Genomic DNA, 22,012 nt, shown 5'->3' with positions numbered 1-22,012 from the left:
GTCTATTGCGCGATATACCAGCGCCTGTCACTGACCGTTCCTTGCAGCGGTACGTCCCAACTCGCCTGCGCCAGCCTTTCGACCTTCTGACATTCATGAGCCAGGCCCAGCAACGTCGGCTTTCGCCATTGCTTGCGCCGCGCCAGATAGGCCAGGCTGCGGTCGTAGAATCCACCCCCCATGCCCAGCCGGCCTCCCACATCGTCGAATCCCACCAGTGGCAACAGCACCAGGTCCAATGCCCAGACCTTGCGTTGCCGGGCGATGCTGACATGGGGTTCAAGGATGCGAAAACGGTTGGGGCGCAGTTTCTCGCCGGGGCGGATGCGTTGAAAAACCATTTTGGTGCGAGGCCACGGGCTGAGCACCGGCAGGTAGGTGGCCTTGCCTCGACGCTGGGCGGCGCGCAGCAGCAGGCGCGGGTCGATCTCGCCGTCGTTGGGCAGGTACAGGGCGATGTGCCTGGCACGGCGAAACAAGGGGTGCTGGGCCAGTTGCCGATGGAGGCCGCGGGCGGCTTCGCGTTGCTGGGCCGGTGTCAGGGCGCGGCGGGCCTGGCGCAACAGGCGTCGCAGTTGTGGACGAGGCAGTAGCGCGGGTTCGGTCATGGTCGGTGCTTGGAATGGTTCATGGACGCACAGCGTAACCGTAAACGATGCCACCAGAAATGCCGATGCCAGACACAACAATGCCAGTCTTGATGACCGGCATTGTCTGAAGATTCAGGCTCCCCGGATGAACCGCTGTCGGCTTAGCCCTTGAACCCGAGAGTTCAAGGTGGAAGTTGCAGGAGGCGTTAAGGCTTTCCGTCAAGCGGACATGCACACCGGCCCCAACGTGCAACCCCCGTGGTTGTGCGTATCGGCTCAGGGACATCACCAACTGGCAAGCACCCCAGGGAGTGAGGCGAGTATACCTCAGGCTGTCTCGCGAATCAGCCCTTGCTGACGTCCGGATCGGTGGCCAGTACCAGATCCACCCGTTCGAGCAGGTCGCGGACCTGTTCGCGGGTCGAGCCGCTGATCTGTACCTCGGGCGTATCCTGGCGATGCAAGAGGTCGTGGGTGATGTTCAAGGCGGCCATCACGGCGATGCGGTCGGCACCGATGACTTTGCCGCTGCTGCGGATCTCGCGCATCTTGCCGTCCAGGTAGCGGGCGGCGCTCACCAGGTTGTTGCGCTCTTCCTGGGGGCAGATGATCGAATACTCTTTGTCGAGGATCTGCACGGTAACGCTATTGCTTGAACTCATGAGTCTTGCTCCAGGGCCTTGAGGCGCGAAATCATCGATTCGACCTTACGCCGGGCGATTTCGTTTTTTTCAATGAGGTGCGCGCGTTCCTCGCGCCAGGTCTTTTCCTGAGCTAATAGGAGTCCGTTTTGACGCTTAAGTTGCTCGACCCGGTCAATTAGCAGCTCGAGTCTGGCCATCAGCGCTTGCAGGTCGGTGTCTTCCATTGTGATCCACTGTCTGATGGGGGATGTGGGTCGCACAGCCTTTAATGGTCTTGGCGAGTCTGTCGATGTAGGATACAAGGCCTCCATTCTAGACATAGCGCCGTCTGGCGCCTAGCTGCCCATGCCCATTCAGAATTCCCCGTATCAAGCTTTCGCCACCCTGCTGAGCACCAGCGGCCACCCCGTATCGCCTGCCGAACTGCATGGCCTGCTGCTCGGCCGCAGCTGCGCCGGTGCCGGCTTCGACGCCGAGGGTTGGCTGGCCGACGCCGCCGAGCTGCTGGAAGGCGAGCCGGCGGACAACGTCCGCAATGCTCTCATCGGCCTGCAGGAGATGGTCAAGGGTGAGTTGACCAGCGATGACATGACTGTCGTCCTGCTGCTGCCCACCGACGATGCGCCGCTGGCCGAACGCGCTGCCGCGCTGGGCCAGTGGTGCCAGGGTTTCCTTGCCGGCTTCGGCCTGACTCGCCGCGCCTATGCGCTGAGCGCCGAGGCGAACGAAGTGCTGCAGGACCTGGCGGCGATTTCCCAAGTCCAGGATGCCCTGGAAGAGTCCGATGACGGCGAAAGCGATTACATGGAAGTGATGGAATACCTGCGGGTCGCGCCCCTGTTGCTGTTCACCGAGACCCGGAAAACCGCCGAGCCGGCCGCCAAGCCGTCCTTGCACTGATTGCTGGAAAGGGAAAGCCGTCTGCCCATGATCCATATCCCGAAATCGGAATACAGCCGTCGCCGCAAGGCCCTGATGGCGCAGATGGAACCCAACAGCATCGCCATCCTGCCCGCGGCCGCCGTGGCGATCCGCAATCGCGACGTCGAGCATGTCTATCGCCAGGACAGCGATTTCCAGTACCTCAGCGGGTTCCCCGAGCCTCAGGCGGTGATCGTGCTGATGCCGGGCCGGGTCCATGGCGAATACATCCTGTTCTGCCGCGAGCGCAACGCCGAGCGTGAATTGTGGGATGGCCTGCGAGCCGGCCAGGAGGGCGCGATCCGTGACTACGGCGCCGACGACGCGTTTCCCATCACCGACATCGACGACATCCTGCCGGGGCTGATAGAAGGCCGCGACCGGGTCTATTCGGCCATGGGCAGCAATCCCGAATTCGACCGGCACCTGATGGAGTGGATCAACGTGATTCGCTCCAAGGCCAACCTCGGCGCCCAGCCGCCGAACGAATTCGTTGCCCTGGATCATCTGCTGCATGACATGCGCCTGTATAAATCGGCGGCGGAAGTGAAGGTCATGCGCGAGGCAGCCCGGATTTCCGCCCGTGCGCATGTGCGGGCGATGCAGGCAGCGCGTCCGGGGCTGTACGAATACAGCCTGGAAGCCGAACTGGATTATGAGTTCCGCAAGGGCGGGGCGAAGATGACGGCCTATGGCTCGATCGTCGCGGCGGGTCGCAATGGTTGCATCCTGCACTACCAGCAGAACGATGCGCTGCTCAAGGATGGCGACCTGGTGTTGATCGACGCCGGTTGTGAAATCGACTGCTACGCCAGTGACATCACGCGGACGTGGCCGGTCAACGGCCGGTTCTCGCCCGAGCAGAAGGCGATCTACGAGCTGGTGCTGGCCGCCCAGGAAGCCGCGTTCGCCGAGATCGCGCCAGACAAGCACTGGAACCAGGCCCATGAAGCGACCGTGCGGGTCATTACCGAAGGGCTGGTGCGCCTGGGGTTGCTGGAGGGGGACGTGGACGAGTTGATCGCCAGCGAAGCCTATCGCACGTTCTATATGCACCGTGCCGGCCATTGGCTGGGCATGGACGTGCACGACGTGGGTGAATACCGGGTCGGTGGCGAGTGGCGGGTGCTGGAAGTCGGCATGACATTGACCGTGGAGCCGGGCATCTACATCGCGCCCGGCAACCGCAGCGTAGCGAAAAAATGGCGCGGCATTGGCGTGCGCATCGAGGACGACGTGGTAGTGACCAAGAACGGCTGTGAAATCCTGACCAGGGATGTACCGAAGACAGTAGCCGAAATCGAGGCCCTGATGGCCGCCGCGCGGACGCAAGCGGCATGAGCCGGGTCAATCTGGCAATCATCGGCGGAGGCCTGGTCGGCGCGAGCCTGGCCCTGGCCCTGCAGGCCGGTGCCAAGGCCCGGGGCTGGACGATCACCCTGATCGAGCCTTTCGCCCCCGGCGACGCCTGGCAGCCGAGCTACGATGCCCGCTCCTCGGCGCTGTCGTTCGGTTCCCGGCAGATCTACCAGCGCCTCGGTCTCTGGCAGGAGGTTTCCCGTCGCGCCGAACCCATCAAGCAGATCCACGTGTCCGATCGCGGGCGGTTTTCCACGGCGCGGCTGTCGGCCATGGAAGAGGGCGTGCCCGCCCTGGGCTACGTGGTGGAAAACGCCTGGCTCGGCCAGTGCCTGTGGCAGGGCCTGGACAGGGACGTAGTGAGCTGGCGGTGCCCGGCGCAGGTCATTCGGATGGAGCCCCTGGCAGGCGGCTACCGCCTGACCCTGGATGATGAAACCACCCTGGAATGCGACCTGGCGGTGCTGGCAGACGGCGGCCGTTCCAATCTGCGGGAGCAGTTGGGCGTAGGCGTGCGGCACCGTCCTTATGACCAGAGCGCGTTGATTGCCAATATCACCCCTGGCGAAGCCCATAACGGCATGGCCTTCGAACGTTTCACCGACGAGGGGCCGATGGCCCTGCTGCCGTTGCCGGAGAACCGCTGCGCACTGGTCTGGACCCGCCAGGGTATGGACGCGCAACGTCTGGCGGCCCTCGACGAGCGCAGTTTCCTGGAGGAACTGCAGGGCGTGTTCGGGTATCGACTGGGCATCCTCAAGCAGGTAGGCGCGCGCCATCTGTATCCGTTGGCGCTGGTGGAGGCCGAAGAGCAGGTGCGCCCGCACCTGGCGATCCTGGGCAATGCTGCCCATAGCCTGCATCCGATCGCCGGGCAGGGGTTCAACCTGTCCTTGCGCGATGCCCAGGCCTTGGCGGACGCCTTGCTCGACAGTGACACCCCGCCAGGGGACTTCGCCGTGTTGCAAGCCTATCGCGAACGCCAGCGACTGGATCAGAACCTGACGGTCGGGTTCTCCGACCAGGTGACTCGCCTGTTCAGCAGCAGCCTGCCGCTGGTTTCCCTGGGGCGTAACCTGGGCCTGCTGGGCCTCGACCTCTTGCCTGGGGCCAAGCGCTGGTTCGCCCGCCAGGCCATGGGCCTGGGAACGCGGCCCGATGTCTGGAGCGATGTATGAGCGATGCCATGGGCACCAGGTCCGATCAATCTTTCCAAGGGCGGCTGATGTCGCCCGCAGCACAGGCTTGAAGCATGGAATTGCGTGCAGATCTGCTGATTGTCGGCGCCGGTATGGTCGGCAGCGCCCTGGCGCTGGCCTTGCAAGGCAGTGGCCTGCAAGTGTTGCTGGTCGATGGCAGCCCGATGAGTGTCAAACCCTTCGACTCCCAGGCCCCGTTCGAACCCCGGGTCAGTGCCTTGTCGGCGGCCAGCCAGCGGATCCTGGAGCGTCTGGGCGTCTGGGGGGGGATCGCCGCACGGCGTGCCAGCCCGTATACCGATATGCACGTCTGGGACGGTAGCGGTACCGGACAGATCCATTTCTCGGCTGCCAGCCTGCATGCCGACGTACTGGGGCACATCGTGGAAAACCGTGTGGTGCAGGATGCGTTGCTGGACCGGCTGCACGACTGCGACCTGGGCTTGCTGGCCAACGCACGGCTGGAGCAGATGCGCCGCTCCGGTGACGAATGGCTGCTGACCCTGGCCGATGGCCGTACCCTGCGGGCCCCCCTGGTGATCGCCGCCGACGGCGCGAACTCCGCGGTGCGCCGGCTGACTGGGGTAGCCACGCGCGAGTGGGATTACCTGCATCACGCCATCGTCACCAGCGTGCGCAGCGCCCGGCCGCATCGGATGACGGCATGGCAGCGGTTCACCGATAACGGGCCATTGGCGTTCCTGCCCCTGGAGCGCGATGGTCGACACGACTGGTGCTCGATCGTCTGGTCCACCACGCCCGGCGAAGCGCAGCGTTTGATGGCCCTCGATGACGGCACTTTCTGCGGCGAGCTGGAGCGGGCCTTCGAAGGCCAGCTCGGCCAGGTCATCGAGGCCGACCCACGCCTGTGCGTACCGTTGCGTCAACGGCACGCCAAGCGCTACGTGGCCGAAGGCCTGGCGCTGATCGGCGATGCGGCCCACACCATTCACCCCCTGGCTGGCCAAGGGGTCAACCTGGGGTTCCTCGATGCGGCGGTGCTGGCCGAAGTGTTGCTCCAGGCGAGCGGGCGGGGCGAGCGGCTGGCGGACGTCAAGGTGCTGAGTCGCTACGAACGTCGGCGCATGCCCCATAACCTGGCGTTGATGGCGGCGATGGAAGGTTTCGAACGGTTGTTCCAGGCCGATCCGCTGCCGGTGCGCTGGTTGCGCAACACCGGGCTGCGGCTGGTGGACCGGTTGCCCGAGGCCAAGGCGTTGTTCGTACGCGAGGCGCTGGGATTGACCGGGGACTTGCCGGACCTGGCCAAGGCCTGAACGCTGTTGCCCCGACGTGCAACATTTGGAAACGTCTTGGCCCAAGGTTCGATTGTGACGCCAAATGTGAGTCCTTATCATTTGCGCTCGTTCATAATCGAGAGACCGCTACCATGTTGGCATCCAAGCGCCTGCTGTCCGCCCTCGCCCTGACCCTGCTCGGCACCACGGCCGTCCAGGCCGCCGATGAGGTGGTGGTCTACTCCTCGCGTATCGATGAACTGATCAAGCCGGTCTTCGATGCGTACACTAAGAAGACCGGCGTCCCGGTGAAGTTCATCACCGACAAGGAAGCGCCGTTGATGCAACGCATCAAGGCCGAAGGCGAAAACGCCACTGCCGACCTGCTGCTGACCGTCGATGCCGGCAACCTCTGGCAGGCCGAGCAGATGGGCATCCTCCAGCCGTTCACCTCCCCGGTGATCGATGCCAACATCCCGCCCCAGTACCGCGCGTCTTCCCATGCCTGGACAGGCTTGAGCCTGCGGGCGCGGACCATTGCCTATTCCACCGAGCGGGTCAAACCCGGCGAGCTGACTACGTATGAAGCCCTGGCAGGCGATGAGTGGGAAGGCCGCCTGTGCCTGCGCACCTCGAAGAAGGTCTACAACCAGTCCCTGACCGCCACCCTGATCGAAACCCACGGTGCCGAAAAAACCGAGCAGATCCTCAAGGGCTGGGTCCGCAACCTGTCCACGGATGTGTTCTCCGACGATACCGCGTTGCTGGAGGCCATCAATGCCGGGCAGTGCGATGTCGGCATCGTCAACACCTACTACTTCGGTCGCCTGCACCAGCAGAAACCGGACTTGAAGGTGAAACTGTTCTGGCCCAACCAGGCAGACCGTGGGGTGCACATCAACCTCTCGGGTATCGGCCTGACCAAGTACGCGCCGCATCCGGAGGCGGCGAAGAAGCTGGTGGAGTGGATGACCACGCCCGAAGCCCAGAGCATCTTTGCCGACATCAACCAGGAATTCCCGGCCAACCCGAAGGTGCAGCCGTCCAAGGAAGTGGCTGCCTGGGGCCCGTTCAAGGCAGACACCCTGCCGGTGGAAGTGGCGGGCAAGCGTCAGGCCGAAGCCATTCGCATGATGGACCGCGCTGGCTGGAACTGATCGCCGGCCAGGCTCTGTGACGAGGGAGTCGATTCCTGCGGGGCGAAGCGATCCGGATACGAGCGCCGCTTGGAGAGGCTCATCGCGACGCATGCCTGGAAAGCCAACCGAAGGCGCCCCTTCATCACCACATGTCCTGTGCGGCTGAATGGCTGCGTCATAGAATAAGTGCCCACGCAAAACGTGGGCACAGTCATTTGAACGAGAATCCCCCTTGACCCACCCTGTCCAACGCCGCTGGTACCCCCTGGTCTTCGTCATCGCCGCGTTGGTCCTGCTGCCCCTGAGTGTCCTGCTGCTTTCCTGGCAGAGCATTGACTGGCAGATCTGGTCCCATCTCTGGGACACCCAGATGCCACGTCTGCTGGGCAACACGTTGACGTTGATCATCGGTGTGGGGGTGGGTGTCACCTTGCTGGGGGTCAGCCTTGCCTGGCTCACCAGCCTCTGCGAATTTCCCGGCCGACGTTGGCTCGACTGGGCGTTGATGTTGCCATTCGCGATCCCTGCCTATGTGTTGGCCTTTGTTTTCGTCGGCCTGCTGGATTTTGCCGGCCCGGTGCAGACCTTGCTGCGCGAAGGGTTCGGCAGTGGCCTGCGCCTGCCTCGGGTGCGCTCCACCGGTGGGGTGATCCTGGTGCTGGTGCTGGTGTTCTATCCCTATGTGTATCTGCTGGCGCGAAGCGCGTTCCTGGCCCAGGGCAAGGGCTTGATGGAGGCGGCCCGGGTGCTGGGCCAATCGCCCTGGCAGGCCTTCTGGAGAGTGGCGCTGCCGATGGCCCGGCCAGCCATCGGAGCCGGCGTGGCACTGGCGTTGATGGAGACACTGGCGGATTTCGGCGCGGTGTCGGTGTTCAACTTCGACACGTTCACCACCGCCATCTACAAGACCTGGTACGGCTTCTTCAGCCTCTCCAGTGCGGCGCAATTGGCCAGCCTGCTGTTGCTGGCGGTGATGCTGGTGCTTTATGGCGAACGTCGCGCCCGGGGAGCCCAGCGGGCCAGCAACGAGCGGCCCAGGGTCAAGGCTCTGTACCACCTGCGGGGAGTCAAGGCCGTGGCGGCCAGTGGCTGGTGCCTGCTGGTGTTCGCCTGTGCTTTCATCATTCCAGTACTGCAACTGGTGGTGTGGTTCTGGCAGCGGGGGCGCTTCGACCTGGATGAGCGCTATGCCGGGTTGATCCTCCACACACTTTACCTGGGTAGCCTGGCGGCACTGGTCACCGTGTGTGTGGCGCTGCTGCTGGCTTTCGCCCGCCGCCTGGCGCCAACCCGTACGATCCGGGCCGGCGTGGGCCTGGCGAACCTGGGGTATGCCTTGCCGGGTTCGGTACTGGCAGTGTCGATCATGCTTGCGTTCAGCTACCTGGATCGGGAACTGGTCATACCGTTGTCGACCCTGCTTGGCGGTGCGGGCCAGCCGTTGTTGCTGGGCAGCCTGTCGGCCCTGTTGCTGGCGTACCTGGTGCGCTTCCTGGCGGTGGCATACGGCCCGCTGGAAAGCAGCCTGGGACGAATCCGTCCTTCACTGCCCGAAGCTGCACGCAGTCTTGGGGCCAGTGGCCCAAGACTGTTTTTCAAAGTGTATCTGCCCTTGCTGCTGCCCGGCACCTTGAGTGCGGCGTTGCTGGTGTTCGTGGATGTCCTCAAGGAAATGCCCGCGACCCTGCTGATGCGCCCGTTCGGCTGGGACACGCTGGCGGTGCGGATCTTCGAGATGACCAGCGAGGGGGAGTGGGCGCGGGCTGCTTTGCCGGCGTTGACCCTGGTGCTGGTGGGGCTGTTGCCGGTCATCGGATTGATACGTCGTTCGGCACGCTAGGCCCTGTCTGAAAAGCCTTGATACTCATTCATGCTGCGTTGAAAACGCCGGCTCGTGCGCGAGTCCGATCGCAATGCTCATTTACTCCAGTAAAGTCGAGCGCGACCCCGGTCGTTTCTCGCCGTTTTTCGCCCTGCCTGACCTTAGTCTCAAGACTTTTCAAACAGAGCCTAGCGGTCGCAGGTGCCAGTCTACTGTCATGCGGCTACAATGCGCGGCATTCGGTGCGGTCTGTCTGTCAGACCGGGTAACTGAGAGCGGCTGAAAATACTCTTCGGCGTTCGCGCTGTGCAGTGCCCGTCCGCATCTTCGCCAAGCCCGGAAGGAGAAACCCATGGGACAGCGTACGCCTCTGTATGACCTTCATCTCGCCCTTGGCGCGAAGATGGTCGATTTTGGCGGTTGGGATATGCCCTTGCATTACGGTTCGCAAGTCGAGGAGCACCATCAGGTGCGTCGCGACTGCGGTGTGTTCGACGTATCCCACATGACCGTGATCGATGTCGACGGTCCCCAGGCCAAGGCCTGGCTGCAACGCCTGCTCGCCAACGACGTGGACCGCTTGCAGCAAACGGGGCGTGCCCTCTACAGCGCCATGCTCAACGAACGCGGCGGCATCGTCGACGACATGATCATCTATCGGATCGAGGACAGTTACCGTCTGGTCTTCAATGCCTCGACCCGCGACCAGGACCTGGCCTGGATGCAGGCGCAGCTCGGCGGATATGACGTGCAACTGCGCGAACGTCCCGAGCTGGCGATGCTGGCGATCCAGGGGCCCCAGGCCCGGCACAAGATTGCCGAGCTGGTCACTCAATCACGTGGCCAGTTGATCCAGCAGCTAAAGCCTTTCGAAGGGCGCGCCGACGGTGACTGGTTCATCGCCCGCACCGGCTACACCGGTGAGGATGGCCTGGAAATTGTCCTGCCTGCACACGAAGCGCCAAGTTTCTTCAACGACCTGGTGGGCGCCGGTATTTCTCCCATAGGCCTCGGCGCCCGGGACACCCTGCGCCTGGAGGCCGGCATGAACCTCTACGGTCAGGACATTCACCAGGACATTTCCCCACTGGCCTCGAACATGGCCTGGAGCATTGCCTGGGAGCCGGCGAGCCGTCAGTTCATCGGGCGCGCGGCGCTGGAAGCCGAGCTGGCCGCAGGCGTGCAGCATAAACTGGTCGGCCTGGTGCTGGAGGAACGCGGCGTCCTGCGTGCCCATCAGGTGGTACGCATCGCCGATGTTGGCGAAGGGGAGATCACCAGTGGTAGTTTTTCTCCTACGCTTAGCAAGTCAATCGCCCTGGCACGCGTTCCGATGGCCACCGCCGACCGTGCCGAGGTGGAAATTCGCGGTAAGTGGTACCCGGTACGGGTGGTCAAGCCGACCTTCGTCCGCCATGGCAAAACCCTGATCTAACCTTTTGCTGGCCATTGGCCGCTGACACTTCTCTAGAGGACACAGAATATGAGCGACATCCCTGCCGAACTGCGTTTTGCCGAAAGTCACGAGTGGGCGCGCCTGGAGGCTGACGGTAGCGTCACCGTGGGTATTTCCGATCACGCTCAGGAGGCACTGGGTGATGTCGTGTTCATCGAGCTGCCGGAGCTTGGCAAAGAATTGGCGGCCGGTGATGCGGCAGGGGTGGTGGAATCGGTGAAGGCAGCTTCGGACATCTATTCGCCCGTGTCGGGTGAAGTCGTTGCAGTCAACGAAGCCCTGGGTGACGAGCCGGAAGCGCTGAACAATACGCCCTACGAATCGTGGATCTTCAAGATCAAGCCTTCCGATGCAGATGCCGACCTGGGCAAATTACTGGATGCGGCGGGTTACAAAGCCGCTATCGGCGAATAACCGCGCCCACAGGATGGTCGATGTTGACATCGACTTTTCTCAGCCCAAAAAAAAGCCGCTCGATCGAGCGGCTTTTTTTTGGCGTTGAATCAGTCCTGGGCGATGGCGTTTTTCGCCAGGATCGCGTTGGCCAGTTCCATGTCGCTGGCCTGCAGGCCAGGGTTGTCGGCACGGACTTTCTGCATGGCCGCTTCCAGGTATGGGCCGCGGATGTTGCCGTCACTGGCGACGAAGCTGCCGGCGTCGTCCTGGGCGGCGACGATCAGCTTGTTGTCCTTGAACGTCAGGTAGGTGGAACCGGTGGTCGCACCGGATGAAATGACGTTACGCCAAAACGTGTCGGCCATCGCCGAGCCAACAGGAAGAGACAGCAAGGCCAGGGTCGCGACAGCAAGTTTGAGACGCATGATAGGTGACTCCACAGGGTTAACTATGACTTTGGATTACCTGCGCCTCGATTCAGTTCCGTGACTGCCTGGTCAGGTATCGCCGAACTCATTTCTGTTCGCTTTGCGGCGTCACCCGGAGCACTTCCTCCACGGTCGTCAGCCCGGCGGCGACCTTCTGGGCGCCGGACAGTCGCAAGCTGCGCATACCTTCTTTGAAGGCCTGGCGACGCACCGCCAGCAGGTCGGTGTCGGCGTGGATGAGCCCCTTGATGCTGTCGCTCAATTGAAGAATTTCATACACCCCGGCGCGCCCGCGATAGCCGGTGTCGCGACACTCCAGGCAGCCGACGGCCTGCTGGGCGTTGCTGGGCAGCGGGGCTTGCCAGGGGCGCGTCAGGGTTTGCCAGTCGTCCTCGTCCAGGGCCAGGGGGGCCTTGCAATGGGGACACAACGTGCGCACCAGGCGCTGGGCCATGACCCCCAGTACCGTGGCCTTGATGAGGTAATGGGGCACGCCGAGTTCCAGCAGGCGGCTGATGGCGCTGGGGGCGTCGTTGGTGTGCAACGTCGAGAGCACGAGGTGTCCGGTGAGCGCGGCCTGGATCGCCATCTCGGCGGTTTCCAGGTCGCGGATCTCGCCGATCATGATGATGTCCGGGTCCTGGCGCATCAGCGCCCGGACTCCGGCGGCGAAGCTCAGGTCGATGTTGTGCTGCACCTGCATCTGGTTGAAGGAGGCCTCGACCATTTCGATCGGATCCTCGATGGTGCAGAGATTCACCTCAGGTGTCGCCAGCTTCTTGAGGGTGGTGTAGAGGGTGGTGGTCTTGCCGGACCCGGTGGGGCCGGTCACCAGGACGATGCCGTTGGGCTGGCGGGTCATGTCCTGCCAGCGCCGCAGGTCATCGGCGGAAAAGCCGAGCTGGTCGAAGTCCTTGAGCAGCACTTCCGGGTCGAAGATCCGCATGACCATCTTTTCGCCGAAGGCCGTGGGCAGTGTCGACAGGCGCAATTCCACCTCGCCGCCGTCCGGGGTCTTGGTCTTGACCCGGCCGTCCTGAGGCTTGCGCTTTTCCGCGACGTTCATTCGCCCCAGGTTCTTGAGGCGACTGATGATCGCCATCGTCACCTGCGGCGGGAACTGGTAGACGGTGTGCAGCACCCCGTCGATGCGAAACCGCACCGTCCCCTGTTCGCGACGTGGTTCGATGTGGATATCGCTGGCACGTTGCTGGAAGGCGTACTGGAACAGCCAGTCGACGATATTGACGATGTGCGCGTCGTTGGCGTCCGGCTCCTGGTCGCTGGCGCCAAGGTTGAGCAGTTGCTCGAAGTTGCTCAGGTTGCTCGGTTGCTGGTCGGTCGTGCTGGCACCGCTGACCGATTTGGCGAGGCGGTAGAACTCCACGCTCAGGCGCTGGATATCCACGGGGTTGGCCACCACTCGCTTGATCGGCAGCTTGAGGACGTGGGTCAGGTCCGATTCCCAGCTCCTGACGTACGGCTGGGCGCTGGCGACGGTGACCGCGTCGCGATCGACCGCCACCGCCAGGATCTTGTGGCGCTGGGCGAAGGCGTAGGACATCAGGGGCGTGACGGCCGCGACGTTGATCTTCAGCGGGTCGATGCGCAGGTAGGGTTGGCCGGCCTGCTGGGACAGCCACAGGGTCAGGCTTTCCAGGTCGAGTCGCTTGCCTGGGCGGCTCAGGTCGTCCAGGTGCTGGTTGGCGATGAACTCCAGCGGATGCAACTGGGCATTGGCACCGTGGCGCCGCCGGGCGTTGAGCGCGGTCTCGGCCGAGTCCTGGCTGATGAAGCCCTGGGCGACCAGTTGGCGCAGCAGATCGTTGAGGTCCAGCCAGCGGTCCTGAGTGGCGTGTTTGGTGGACATGCGGGTTTCCTATTGGACAAATTCAGCAAAGCCGCGATGTAGACGCTTCGGCGCCTTCCCGGTCTGCAAAAGGATAGTCCCGACCCCATGCACCGTTGGGCCACTATTCGACCAATGCGTTTCAATTTCCTGCTCCGGCGTTCTTCAGCCGCTGGCCTGGACCGGTTCGACCCATGTTTCGTCGATGTTTTGCAGGTCCACCGAGCACACGCTGATCAGGTTGCGCAATTTTTCCGCGATGACCTGGGCACGGTGCCAGCTCAGTCCATCCATCAAGACCTCCATGCTCAGCAGATCATCCTCGCGTTCGACATGGACCTGTTGCGGTGTCAGGCCTTGCAGTGCGAACAGGTTCAGGGCGCGACACAACACATCGGCCTCGGCTTCGGCCAGCAACCGGTACCACGCGCGGCAATGGGCATTGGCGTGGTGCCAGGCGTCGGTACGAGATGGCGCGGCGATGACGGCGTCGAAAGAAGGCATGTTCTATCTCCAGAAAGGCGGGAGAAATATTTACATGCGTGGCGGGGTATTTCTTATCTAATATGGGTGACTTCAGCCATTAAACGAATGATTCAAGTCTCATATATTGGATTTTAAGGTGGATTCATGCACGGCGAGCTGGATGCCTATGATCGCAGGATACTGGCACTGCTGCAGGAGGATGCTTCGCTGTCCAGCGCGCAGATCGCCGAGCAGGTGGGCTTGTCCCAGTCGCCATGCTGGCGCCGGATTCAGCGGATGAAGGAAGAGGGGATCATTCGGGGGCAGGTGACATTGCTCGATCGCAAGAAAATCGGCCTGAATACGCAGATCTTCGCCGAGATAAAGCTCAACGCCCACGGTCGTTCAAATTTTACCGAGTTCACCGAGGCGATTCGCGGCTTCCCCGAGGTGCTGGAGTGCTACGTACTGATGGGCTCGGTGGACTTCCTGCTGCGCATTGTCACGGCGGACATAGAAGCTTACGAGCGATTCTTTTTCGAAAAGCTGTCGCTGGTGCCGGGGATCCAGGAAGTGAACTCCATCGTGGCGCTTTCGGAAATCAAGTCCACGACGAGTTTGCCGGTGGTGCGCTGATTTCCCTGGAGGATGGGCTGGCCCCGTTGCGAGCAAGTTGGTTCCCACAGGGATCTTCGGCGAACGCAAATCGGCGAAGATCGGCCGTGGAGGCGAGCTTGCTCGCGATGGCGATGTGAAAGGCGCCGCAGTTACCCAGGTTATAGCCGCAACAGCGTTTTCCAGGCCCGGTTCTGGTAGACCGCGATGGCCTGCTGCTTGCGCGCATCGAGGGCTTGATCGGTGATCGGTTCGTTGGCCAGTTGCGCCAGTTTGTTCAACTCGCCATAGAGACGGTCCATTTCCGGAATGTCCAGTACCTGGCGGGCGTGGTGCAGCCAGACCTGGATGCGCTCGATGCGCGGCAATTGCTCGGCCAGGTCTTCCGGCTGCTGCTGGTAGCGTTGCAGTTGCAGCGACGTCGACTCCTCACCCAACAGGCGTGGCAGCCAACTGCTCAGTTGCGCCGCCCCCTGGCGGTTGCCACGGGTGTTGCGCTCGGCGGCCCAGCTGCGGGCCAGCAGCCAGCGCGAGGCCTTGAGGGAGAACAGGCCCCAGCGTGGATCCTGGAGTTCCTCGAGGAACTGCTCTGGCGCTGCCTTGCGCACGTCTTCGTCGTCCAGGCCTGCCTGGACCAACGGGCGCCAGTCTTCGAGCAAGGCATCCAGGGCGACGCGCAGGTCATGGGTCGACTGGCGTGGCGCGGCCTGGCCGAGGCTGCTGAGCAAGGCACGCAGTTCGGCGAGGTTTTCCACCCAGTCCTGCAGCAGGCGCCAGTGACCATTGAAGCGGTACTGCTCGGCCAGACGCTGGCTGCTGCCCAGCAAATGCCAGCCCAGCGCGGCGAAGGCGTCGTCCAGGGGCATTTCGGCGGTCAGTTGTGGCGCCGGCAGGCTCAGGGCGTAGCTGTTCGCATCATGCAGGCGATAGCCGCGCTCGGCCTTGCTGATGTCGCACGGCATCAGGGGCAGGGTTTCGGCCAGTTCGGCGGCCAGTTCCAGCAGCGCGGCGGGTTCGCCTTCACGCAGTTCCAGCTCCAGTTCGCAGATTTCTTCCTTCTGCTTGCCGACCACGACATGGCCCAGGTCCAGCGCGGCTTCGATGACCACCTTGCCTTTGCCGCGACCCCAGGCGATTTCGGCGCGTTCACGTACGAAATCGGTGGTGAAGATGGCCTTGAGGGTCTTCTTGTCCAGTTCGGCCAGGGCCTCGGGCCAGCATTCGCCATCGAGTTTCTTCAGATCGAGCTTGGCCTTGGGCAGGTGCCAATCGTACTCGTTGCGCTCGGACAGACCGGCGACGCTCTGGCCACGGGTCTTGAGGGTCTGGATTACCTCTTCGCCGTCGCGACGCAGGCGCAGGGCCACCTTGGCTCGCGCCAGGTCGCGCTCGGGGGTGTCGAAATACTGATTCATCAGTTCGCGGCGTTCCCAGCCGCTCTTGTTGCGTTTTTTCAGCAGCGGATGCTCGCGCAGGGCTGCCAGGGTCTCGCGGCTGACGCGGAGTTTGATTTCGGTTTCTTTCTGCATGGCCGGAAAATCCAGGAATCGGGTGCGCAGCCGGGAAGGTATGGCTGCCAAGGTCGTGCAGTGTACAGGAGTCATTGGTCCTACGTGCCGCGACGGTTTCTTCCTGGCGCCGGATGGTTCTATGATGAACGTCAATTTGCATGCCCGGAGCCAGCGATGCCTTTGCCGTCCATGAAAGATCAGTTCGCTGCCCTGATCGCCGCCCCCTCGGTCAGCTGTACCCAGCCCGGGCTGGACCAGTCCAACGCTGCGGTGATCGAACTGCTGGCGGATTGGCTCGGCGACCTGGGCTTCAGCTGCGACATCCAGCAAGTGAGCCCCGGCAAGTTCAACCTGCTGGCAAGTTTCGGCAGTGGCCCCGGTGGGCTGGTATTGGCCGGGCATAGCGACACGGTACCGTTCGACGAAGCGTTGTGGCAGACCGACCCGCTCAGGCTCACCGAAGTCGATGGCCGTTGGGTCGGGCTGGGCAGTTGCGACATGAAGGGCTTTTTCGCCCTGGTGATCGAAGCGGTCAAGCCGCTGCTGGACCAGCCGTTCAAGCAGCCGTTGCTGATTCTCGCCACATGCGACGAAGAAAGCTCCATGGCCGGCGCCCGGGCCCTGGCCGAAGCCGGTCGCCCACTGGGGCGGGCAGCGGTGATTGGTGAGCCGACCGGCCTCAAGCCGATTCGCCTGCACAAAGGGGTGATGATGGAGCGCATCGATATTCTTGGCCGCAGCGGCCATTCCTCCGACCCGAGCCTGGGCCACAGCGCCCTCGAAGCCATGCACGACGCCATGGGGGAACTGCGTGGCCTGCGCCTGCGATGGCAACGAGAGTTTCGTAACCCGCAATTCACGGTGCCACAGCCGACCCTGAATTTCGGCTGCATCCATGGTGGCGACAACCCCAACCGGATCTGTGGCCAGTGCTCCATGGAGTTCGACCTGCGACCCTTGCCGGGCATGGACCCACAGAGCCTGAGGGCGGCTATCCGGCAGAAGCTCGACCCCATCGCCGAACGGCACAAGGTCAGGATCGACTACGCCCCGCTGTTTCCCGAGGTCCCCCCTTTCGAGCAGGCCGAGGATGCGGAACTGGTGCGGGTGGCAGAACGGCTCACCGGCCATCGTGCCGAAGCAGTGGCGTTCGGCACCGAAGCGCCTTATCTTCAGCGCCTCGGTTGCGAAACCCTGGTCCTGGGCCCCGGCGATATCGCCTGTGCCCATCAACCCGGCGAATACCTTGAAATGTCACGCCTGCAACCTACCGTACACGTGTTGCGACAGTTGATCGGGCATTACTGCCTGTCACCTGCCGCGGCCGGTTAAATTGCCCCTGTCCGGGCCCGTATTCATGAGGAGAGCGCGCGTGTCGCCAAGCCTGTTCCGACGATAACCACCAGCCTGCTGTGCGTTCTGTTTCGTCCTTTTTTGGCTGTTATTTGTTACAGGTCCAGGTTCATGCCCGAATACGTCAATTGGCTTCGCCACGCTTCGCCGTACATCAATGCCCACCGCGATTGCACCTTCATCGTCATGCTGCCCGGCGACGGTGTGGAACACCCCAACTTCGGCAACATCGTCCATGACCTGGTGCTGCTGCACAGCCTCGGCGTGCGCCTGGTACTGGTGCATGGCTCGCGCCCGCAGATCGAGACTCGCCTCGCCGCCCGCGGCCTGACCCCCCATTACCACCGCGGCATGCGTATCACCGATGCCGCGACTCTCGAGTGCGTGATCGATGCGGTCGGCCAGTTGCGCATCGCCATCGAGGCGCGCCTGTCCATGGACATGGCTTCGTCGCCCATGCAGGGTTCGCGGCTGCGTGTCGCCAGCGGCAACCTGGTCACCGCACGGCCCATCGGCGTGCTGGAGGGGGTCGATTACCACCACACCGGAGAAGTGCGTCGGGTCGACCGCAAGGGCATCAACCGCTTGCTGGACGAGCGCTCCATCGTGTTGCTGTCGCCGTTGGGCTATTCCCCCACCGGGGAGATCTTCAACCTCGCCTGCGAAGATGTCGCCACTCGCGCGGCCATCGACCTGGCCGCCGACAAGTTGCTGCTGTTCGGCTCCGAGCAAGGCTTGATCGGCGAGGACGGCAGACTGGTGCGCGAGTTGCGTCCGCAACAGGTCCCGGCCCATATGCAACGCCTGGGCAGCGACTACCAGGCCGAGCTGCTGGATGCGGCGGCCCAGGCCTGCCGTGGCGGTGTGGCGCGCAGTCATATCGTCAGTTACGCCGAGGACGGTGCGCTGCTGGCCGAACTGTTCACCCGCGACGGCAGTGGCACGCTGGTGGCCCAGGAACAATTCGAAGTGGTGCGTGAAGCGGCCATCGAAGACGTCGGCGGCCTGCTGGAATTGATCAGCCCGTTGGAAGAACAGGGGATCCTGGTGCGTCGCTCTCGTGAGGTGCTGGAACGCGAAATCGAGCAGTTCAGCGTGGTCGAGCGCGAAGGCATGATCATCGCCTGCGCGGCGCTCTACCAGATCGCCGACTCGGATGCCGGGGAACTGGCCTGCCTGGCGGTGAACCCGGAATACCGCCATGGCGGGCGCGGCGACGAACTGCTGGAGCGGATCGAAGCCCGCGCTCGCGCCCAAGGGCTCAAGACGCTGTTCGTACTGACGACCCGGACTGCCCACTGGTTCCGCGAGCGTGGCTTCGAGCCCAGCAGCGTGGAACGCCTGCCGGCGGCACGGGCATCGTTGTACAACTATCAACGCAATTCGAAGATCTTCGAAAAAGCCCTGTAGGCCGTTGCTGCCAATCGTCGCGCTGCCGCGTTCTTCTTGATTTCAGACAATGAGCGTCTAGTCTGGAAAGCCTCAAGATCGTGGCATGCGCGAACATCTGTCCTGCGAACCCAAGCCATTCGAAGCTCACAGGTTCAATCCCTGTGCCTGGATTCGGCTGACCTCGCAAAAGCCCGACGAAGCACTATTCAGTTATCCCAAACGTCGCCGATACGCCATGCCATCGGCATGATGACGCTTTGATGGCAAACATATGTCGAAACGAGCTGAAAACTAATGAAACAATTCTTTTTGGATTTATAGAGAATCCATTATTCTTCGGGCCGGTGTCGCGGGGTTAGACCATGGTCGTAGTCCGAAAGGGTTGCGGTTGACTTGCCGGTCACGGTCTGGCGCTAATCGCGCATCCGCGGATTCCGGGCGTGCGACCCGGGACCAAAGACACACAAGAATTAGAAAACGAGAGGAGCGATACATGAAGAAGTCCACCTTGGCCCTGGCTGTGGCCGTTGGGGTATTGGCGCAGCAGGCAGGCGCCGCCGGTTTTATCGAGGACAGCAAGGCGTCCGTCAGTTCTCGTACTCTGTACTTCAATAACGATAACCATGAAACGGGCAGCGAGGACCTGCGCGAAACAGGGACTGGCCTCAAGTTCGACTACAAGTCTGGTTTCACGCAAGGTGTCGTCGGTTTCGGTATCGATGCTCAGGCGCTGGTGGGGATTCGTCTCGATGGGGGACGGGGGCGTAACGCTGGCTCCTATATGCCAAGCGACACCGATGGTTCGGCGGTCCACGAGTGGAGCCGTCTGTCGGGTAACGTGAAGGCGCTCTTCTCCAAGACCGAGGCTCACCTGGGTGGTGCCCTGCAGCCTAACCTGCCGATCCTGGTGGCCAACGACAGCCGTCTGCTGCCACAGACCTTCGAAGGTGGCACCATCACCTCCAAGGAAATCGACAATGTGACCTTCAACGCAGGTCAGCTGGAACATGCCACTGGCCGTGCATCGAGCAACAGCACCGGTCTGGCAGTGGCGGGCGGTACCGAGGACAGCAACCAGTTCCGTTTTGCCGGCGCCGACTGGAAGGTCACCAAAGACCTGACCCTGCAGTACTACTACGCCAACCTGCAAGACTATTACAAGCAGCACTTCCTGGGCGCCGTACACGTATTCCCGATCAGCGAAGGCCAATCGTTCAAGACTGACCTGCGTTATTTCGACAGCAGCTCCGACGGCCGTAACGGCGATGCTGGCTACCGCTTCAACAACAACGGTGGCTATGCCAAGACGCCGGGCGAGGTCGATAACAAGACCTGGAGCGCCATGTTCACTTACACCCTCGGCGGCAGCGCGTTCCTGTTGGGTCACCAGCAAGTCGGTGATGACGGTGGCTTCGTCTACCTGAACCAGGGCAACGTGGTCGATGGCAACGGTCGTCCTGAAGGGGCTGGTGGTGCGAGCTTCTACCTGTTCACCGACAGCATGATCAACGGGTTTGTCCGTGCCGGTGAAAATACCACCTTCGGTCAGTACTCCTACGACTTCGCTTCCTTGGGCGTTCCAGGCCTGAAAGCCTCGGTCGCCTATCTGCGTGGTGACGATGTCAAATCCGCCACGGGTGGAAGCGACTACTCCGAGTGGGAACGCGACATGCGTGTGGATTACGTAATCCAGCAAGGCGCATTGAAAGGCTTCGGCACTACCCTGCGCCAGGGTACCTACCGCAGCAGCGGTGCAGGCGACAGTCAGGACCAGACCCGTCTGATCTTCAACTACACTTACAACTTCATGTAAGACGTAGCGCAAAAAAAAGCCCCGCCCGGCAACATGCCCGGCGGGGCTTTTACGTTTTCGGGTCAGGCCCACCCCTGTAGCCTTTCCCGAAACCTTCTCCTCTTTTCAGCAACTCGAGGCCTTCTCGAACCTCGGGAACGATCTTGGCCCGCTATGCGTCACGGCACCAGTGAACAGTTTTTTATATTCACTAAGGATCTAACCAAATGGGTATTCATTCTTTTTAAAGCAGTGAAAAGCGGTGCACAGTTGGGCTCACAAAAAACCACCAGGAGCCGCACCATGAGCCTCAGACTCGGCGACATCGCCCCCGATTTCGAACAGGATTCCAGCGCCGGCAGGATTCGCTTCCACGAATGGCTTGGCACTAGCTGGGGTGTGCTGTTTTCTCACCCGGCGGATTTCACCCCCGTGTGCACCACCGAACTGGGTTTGACCGCCAAGCTCAAGGATGAATTCGCCAAGCGCGGCGTCAAGGCCATCGCCCTGTCGGTAGACCCGGTGGACTCGCATCACAAATGGATCGAGGACATCAACGAAACTCAGAACGCCATCGTCGATTTTCCCATCCTGGCCGATGCCGACCGCAAGGTCTCCGACCTGTACGACCTTATCCATCCCAATGCCAGCGATACCTTGACCGTGCGTTCGCTGTTCGTGATCGACCCGAACAAGAAGATCCGCCTGACCATCACCTACCCGGCCAGCACCGGGCGCAATTTCAACGAGATCCTGCGGGTGATCGATTCCTTGCAATTGACCGATAACTACAAGGTCGCTACCCCGGCCAACTGGCAGGATGGCGATGAAGTGGTGATCGTGCCGTCGCTCAAGGACGAGGAGGAGCTCAAGCAACGCTTCCCCAAGGGCTATCGCGCGGTAAAGCCTTACCTGCGCTTGACACCGCAGCCCAACAGGTAGTCATTCAACGATCGTTCCCACGCTCCGCGTGGCAGCCAAGGACAGTCCGGCAGCCGAACGCGGAGCGTCCGTTGAGGCGCTTGCGCGCAGCGCGTGGGAATGATCAAGGCTTGTGTACCAAGGGTTTTGGCCGTTCCGACGGCCTTTTTTTATGGCCTGGAAAAAACAATCTTATATCTCTTTATCGAATAACCAAATGAATAAATATGATTTAAAGATATAAAAATCCGCTGTTATGGTGGGGGCCTAAACGCGAGATCGCCCATCGCGAATCGCACAGGACGTTTAAGGATGTTGGCATGTTTGTCGTCTCACTCGGTGGCAGTCCCAGTCAGCGTTCCCGTTCCGGGGTATTGCTGGAGCGGTCGCAGCGCTGGTTGCAGCAGCAAGGTGTGGAAGTGGTGAGCTATCAGGTGCGTGATTTCCCCGCCGAAGACCTGCTCCATGCCCGTTTCGACAGTCCCAAGGTGGTCGACCTGCTCCAGCGAATCGAAAACGCCGACGGTTTGTTGATTGCCACGCCGGTGTACAAGGCTTCCTTTTCCGGCGCGTTGAAAACCGTGCTGGACTTGCTTCCCGAACGTGCCTTGAGCCACAAGGTGGTATTGCCCATGGCCACGGGCGGCAGCATTGCCCACATGTTGGCCGTGGACTACGCCCTCAAGCCCGTGCTTTCGGCGCTCAAGGCCCAGGAAATGCTCCAGGGCATCTTTGCCGAAGACAGTCAGATCGCCTACGGCGAAGGCTCTGCCCAGGCCCAGCTGACGCCCGCCTTGCAGCAGCGCCTGGACGAAGCGCTCGAGCAGTTTCTCAGCGCCATGGCTCGTCGACCCAAGCCGCTGGATCCAGGCCTGTTGAACGAACGTTTGTTGAGTGCTCGCTGGAGCATTTGAACCCGATA

General features: G+C 62.2%; 21 protein-coding genes and 1 other RNA gene. 14 read left to right on the top strand and 8 right to left on the bottom strand.

Annotated elements, in window-relative coordinates; all coding sequences use genetic code 11:
• Positions 1-2: 2 nt before the first annotated feature.
• From AC1M7R_RS09900 to AC1M7R_RS09885, 4 genes are all read right to left on the bottom strand, one after another.
• A complete protein-coding gene (locus AC1M7R_RS09900) occupies positions 3-608 on the bottom strand; it encodes a 5-formyltetrahydrofolate cyclo-ligase (protein ID WP_490610384.1) in 606 nt (201 codons plus the stop codon).
• Between the two features lie 116 nt (positions 609-724).
• Positions 725-904, bottom strand: a non-coding RNA gene (ssrS, locus tag AC1M7R_RS09895) — 6S RNA.
• Between the two features lie 30 nt (positions 905-934).
• A complete protein-coding gene (locus tag AC1M7R_RS09890; RefSeq protein WP_072390454.1) occupies positions 935-1,252 on the bottom strand; it encodes a cell division protein ZapA in 318 nt (105 codons plus the stop codon).
• Positions 1,249-1,458, bottom strand: coding sequence for a TIGR02449 family protein (locus AC1M7R_RS09885; RefSeq protein ID WP_017845111.1), 210 nt, complete (start codon positions 1,456-1,458; stop codon positions 1,249-1,251). The genes AC1M7R_RS09890 and AC1M7R_RS09885 overlap by 4 nt, the downstream gene beginning before the upstream one ends.
• A 121-nt stretch (positions 1,459-1,579) precedes the next feature.
• On the opposite strand from AC1M7R_RS09885, the gene AC1M7R_RS09880 reads away from it, so the two are divergent.
• From AC1M7R_RS09880 to gcvH, 8 genes are all read left to right on the top strand, one after another.
• Positions 1,580-2,134 (top strand): YecA/YgfB family protein, encoded by a 555-nt coding sequence (locus tag AC1M7R_RS09880; RefSeq protein ID WP_072390451.1) that lies wholly within the window; start codon positions 1,580-1,582, stop codon positions 2,132-2,134.
• Positions 2,135-2,161: 27 nt separating this feature from the next.
• On the top strand, positions 2,162-3,496 hold the full coding sequence (gene pepP / locus AC1M7R_RS09875) for a Xaa-Pro aminopeptidase (RefSeq protein ID WP_072390448.1): 1,335 nt from the start codon (positions 2,162-2,164) through the stop codon (positions 3,494-3,496).
• Entirely contained in the window at positions 3,493-4,692 is a 1,200-nt protein-coding gene (gene ubiH, locus AC1M7R_RS09870) for a 2-octaprenyl-6-methoxyphenyl hydroxylase (RefSeq protein WP_072390445.1), read from the top strand. Before pepP ends, ubiH begins: the two co-directional genes overlap by 4 nt.
• 80 nt (positions 4,693-4,772) lie before the next feature.
• Entirely contained in the window at positions 4,773-5,990 is a 1,218-nt protein-coding gene (locus tag AC1M7R_RS09865; RefSeq protein WP_172834653.1) for a 2-octaprenyl-3-methyl-6-methoxy-1,4-benzoquinol hydroxylase, read from the top strand.
• Positions 5,991-6,103: 113 nt separating this feature from the next.
• Entirely contained in the window at positions 6,104-7,108 is a 1,005-nt protein-coding gene (locus tag AC1M7R_RS09860; RefSeq protein ID WP_072390439.1) for an extracellular solute-binding protein, read from the top strand.
• A gap of 214 nt (positions 7,109-7,322) precedes the next feature.
• Entirely contained in the window at positions 7,323-8,930 is a 1,608-nt protein-coding gene (locus AC1M7R_RS09855; RefSeq protein WP_123595380.1) for an ABC transporter permease, read from the top strand.
• A 334-nt stretch (positions 8,931-9,264) separates the two neighbouring features.
• Positions 9,265-10,347 carry a glycine cleavage system aminomethyltransferase GcvT gene (gene gcvT, locus AC1M7R_RS09850; RefSeq protein WP_072390433.1) on the top strand — a complete coding sequence of 361 codons (1,083 nt, stop codon included), beginning with the start codon at positions 9,265-9,267 and terminating at the stop codon, positions 10,345-10,347.
• Positions 10,348-10,395: 48 nt separating this feature from the next.
• A complete protein-coding gene (gene gcvH, locus AC1M7R_RS09845) occupies positions 10,396-10,782 on the top strand; it encodes a glycine cleavage system protein GcvH (protein ID WP_072390428.1) in 387 nt (128 codons plus the stop codon).
• An 89-nt stretch (positions 10,783-10,871) separates the two neighbouring features.
• Here gcvH and AC1M7R_RS09840 read toward each other — a convergent pair whose 3' ends face one another.
• From AC1M7R_RS09840 to AC1M7R_RS09830, 3 genes are all read right to left on the bottom strand, one after another.
• Entirely contained in the window at positions 10,872-11,192 is a 321-nt protein-coding gene (locus AC1M7R_RS09840; protein ID WP_172834654.1) for a DUF2388 domain-containing protein, read from the bottom strand.
• Between the two features lie 85 nt (positions 11,193-11,277).
• Complete coding sequence (gene tfpB, locus AC1M7R_RS09835; RefSeq protein WP_072390422.1) at positions 11,278-13,062, bottom strand: type IV pilus assembly ATPase TfpB; 1,785 nt, start codon at positions 13,060-13,062, stop codon at positions 11,278-11,280.
• 144 nt (positions 13,063-13,206) lie between these two features.
• On the bottom strand, positions 13,207-13,545 hold the full coding sequence (locus AC1M7R_RS09830) for an ACT-like domain-containing protein (protein WP_072458554.1): 339 nt from the start codon (positions 13,543-13,545) through the stop codon (positions 13,207-13,209).
• Positions 13,546-13,671: 126 nt separating this feature from the next.
• Between AC1M7R_RS09830 and AC1M7R_RS09825 the strand changes: the two genes are divergently transcribed.
• Positions 13,672-14,142, top strand: a complete 471-nt coding sequence (locus AC1M7R_RS09825) for an Lrp/AsnC family transcriptional regulator (RefSeq protein WP_072430920.1) — start codon at positions 13,672-13,674, stop codon at positions 14,140-14,142.
• Between the two features lie 140 nt (positions 14,143-14,282).
• Here AC1M7R_RS09825 and AC1M7R_RS09820 read toward each other — a convergent pair whose 3' ends face one another.
• Complete coding sequence (locus AC1M7R_RS09820) at positions 14,283-15,650, bottom strand: CYTH domain-containing protein (RefSeq protein ID WP_072390413.1); 1,368 nt, start codon at positions 15,648-15,650, stop codon at positions 14,283-14,285.
• Positions 15,651-15,806: 156 nt separating this feature from the next.
• On the opposite strand from AC1M7R_RS09820, the gene argE reads away from it, so the two are divergent.
• The 5 genes from argE (at position 15,807) to ssuE (ending at position 22,004) form a co-directional block, all read left to right on the top strand.
• Entirely contained in the window at positions 15,807-16,964 is a 1,158-nt protein-coding gene (gene argE, locus AC1M7R_RS09815) for an acetylornithine deacetylase (RefSeq protein WP_072430919.1), read from the top strand.
• 132 nt (positions 16,965-17,096) lie between these two features.
• A complete protein-coding gene (argA, locus tag AC1M7R_RS09810) occupies positions 17,097-18,395 on the top strand; it encodes an amino-acid N-acetyltransferase (protein WP_072390407.1) in 1,299 nt (432 codons plus the stop codon).
• 475 nt (positions 18,396-18,870) lie between these two features.
• Positions 18,871-20,190, top strand: a complete 1,320-nt coding sequence (locus tag AC1M7R_RS09805; RefSeq protein WP_072390404.1) for an OprD family porin — start codon at positions 18,871-18,873, stop codon at positions 20,188-20,190.
• A 282-nt stretch (positions 20,191-20,472) separates the two neighbouring features.
• The gene (locus tag AC1M7R_RS09800) at positions 20,473-21,111 is read left to right on the top strand and encodes a peroxiredoxin (RefSeq protein ID WP_072390401.1); all 639 of its coding nucleotides are present in this window, start codon (positions 20,473-20,475) and stop codon (positions 21,109-21,111) included.
• 299 nt (positions 21,112-21,410) lie between these two features.
• Positions 21,411-22,004 (top strand): NADPH-dependent FMN reductase, encoded by a 594-nt coding sequence (gene ssuE, locus AC1M7R_RS09795; RefSeq protein ID WP_072458555.1) that lies wholly within the window; start codon positions 21,411-21,413, stop codon positions 22,002-22,004.
• The last annotated feature ends 8 nt before the right edge of the window (positions 22,005-22,012 follow it).

The organism is Pseudomonas sp. MS01C9 (assembly GCF_058202755.1).
The sequence above is the reverse complement of the archived record's forward strand: the minus strand, read 5'-3'. Positions and strand labels throughout refer to the sequence as shown.

Coding starts and splice junctions, on each gene's coding strand:
- AC1M7R_RS09900 (WP_490610384.1), bottom strand. CDS start 608: ATGACCGAACCCGCGCTACTGCCTCGTCCACAACTGCGACGCCTGTTG.
- AC1M7R_RS09890 (WP_072390454.1), bottom strand. CDS start 1,252: ATGAGTTCAAGCAATAGCGTTACCGTGCAGATCCTCGACAAAGAGTAT.
- AC1M7R_RS09885 (WP_017845111.1), bottom strand. CDS start 1,458: ATGGAAGACACCGACCTGCAAGCGCTGATGGCCAGACTCGAGCTGCTA.
- AC1M7R_RS09880 (WP_072390451.1), top strand. CDS start 1,580: ATGCCCATTCAGAATTCCCCGTATCAAGCTTTCGCCACCCTGCTGAGC.
- pepP (WP_072390448.1), top strand. CDS start 2,162: ATGATCCATATCCCGAAATCGGAATACAGCCGTCGCCGCAAGGCCCTG.
- ubiH (WP_072390445.1), top strand. CDS start 3,493: ATGAGCCGGGTCAATCTGGCAATCATCGGCGGAGGCCTGGTCGGCGCG.
- AC1M7R_RS09860 (WP_072390439.1), top strand. CDS start 6,104: ATGTTGGCATCCAAGCGCCTGCTGTCCGCCCTCGCCCTGACCCTGCTC.
- gcvT (WP_072390433.1), top strand. CDS start 9,265: ATGGGACAGCGTACGCCTCTGTATGACCTTCATCTCGCCCTTGGCGCG.
- gcvH (WP_072390428.1), top strand. CDS start 10,396: ATGAGCGACATCCCTGCCGAACTGCGTTTTGCCGAAAGTCACGAGTGG.
- tfpB (WP_072390422.1), bottom strand. CDS start 13,062: ATGTCCACCAAACACGCCACTCAGGACCGCTGGCTGGACCTCAACGAT.
- AC1M7R_RS09830 (WP_072458554.1), bottom strand. CDS start 13,545: ATGCCTTCTTTCGACGCCGTCATCGCCGCGCCATCTCGTACCGACGCC.
- AC1M7R_RS09825 (WP_072430920.1), top strand. CDS start 13,672: ATGCACGGCGAGCTGGATGCCTATGATCGCAGGATACTGGCACTGCTG.
- AC1M7R_RS09820 (WP_072390413.1), bottom strand. CDS start 15,650: ATGCAGAAAGAAACCGAAATCAAACTCCGCGTCAGCCGCGAGACCCTG.
- argE (WP_072430919.1), top strand. CDS start 15,807: ATGCCTTTGCCGTCCATGAAAGATCAGTTCGCTGCCCTGATCGCCGCC.
- argA (WP_072390407.1), top strand. CDS start 17,097: ATGCCCGAATACGTCAATTGGCTTCGCCACGCTTCGCCGTACATCAAT.
- AC1M7R_RS09805 (WP_072390404.1), top strand. CDS start 18,871: ATGAAGAAGTCCACCTTGGCCCTGGCTGTGGCCGTTGGGGTATTGGCG.
- AC1M7R_RS09800 (WP_072390401.1), top strand. CDS start 20,473: ATGAGCCTCAGACTCGGCGACATCGCCCCCGATTTCGAACAGGATTCC.
- ssuE (WP_072458555.1), top strand. CDS start 21,411: ATGTTTGTCGTCTCACTCGGTGGCAGTCCCAGTCAGCGTTCCCGTTCC.